Here is a 687-nt window from a genome sequence, read left to right as displayed (position 1 = left end):
CCCGCGTTGCACCACGCTGGCGGTTGATGTGAGCTCCGGCGTCGAAGCCGATGGTCCTGATGGCAAACCCATCAAGGGCATCAAGGACGCCGAAAAGATCCAACGGTTCATCGCCGCCGTGCGTGCGGCCGATGCCCAACTTGCAAAGAATCCTCATGAATTCCTATCAGCAACCTGATGCTTCAGGCCATTTCGGCCCCTATGGCGGCAGCTTCGTCAGCGAAACACTCACTCACGCGATCCAGGAACTGCGCGACGCCTACGCCCGCTACCAGAACGACCCGGATTTCCTGGCCGAATTCGCTTACGAACTCAAGCACTTTGTAGGCCGCCCTTCGCCGGTCTACCACGCAGCCCGCACAAGCCGCGAGTTGGGTGGCGCGCAGATCTACCTCAAGCGCGAAGACCTCAACCACACCGGCGCCCACAAGATCAACAACGTGATCGGCCAGGCCATGCTGGCCAAGCGCATGGGCAAGCCCCGTGTGATCGCCGAAACCGGCGCGGGCCAGCACGGCGTGGCCACGGCCACCATCTGCGCGCGCTACGGACTCGAATGCGTGGTCTACATGGGCAGCGAGGACGTCAAGCGCCAGAGCCCCAACGTCTTTCGCATGAAGCTGCTGGGCGCCACCGTGGTGCCCGTCGAGTCGGGCAGCAAGACGCTGAAAGACGCGCTCAACGAGG

At 62.9% G+C, this 687-nt stretch carries 1 protein-coding gene and 1 pseudogene; both read left to right on the top strand.

The features are described from left to right. Positions 1-178 (top strand): annotated as a pseudogene (locus tag DO97_RS31605) (phosphoribosylanthranilate isomerase); the annotation flags it as partial. After that, positions 156-687 (top strand): pyridoxal-phosphate dependent enzyme (locus tag DO97_RS22760; RefSeq protein ID WP_156120704.1); only part of this gene is annotated, 532 nt, incomplete at its 3' end. The pseudogene DO97_RS31605 and the gene DO97_RS22760, both read left to right, overlap by 23 nt.

Origin of the sequence: Neosynechococcus sphagnicola sy1 (genome assembly GCF_000775285.1) — a bacterium.
In the GTDB taxonomy this organism is placed as follows: domain Bacteria; phylum Cyanobacteriota; class Cyanobacteriia; order Neosynechococcales; family Neosynechococcaceae; genus Neosynechococcus; species Neosynechococcus sphagnicola.
The sequence above is the reverse complement of the archived record's forward strand: the minus strand, read 5'-3'. Positions and strand labels throughout refer to the sequence as shown.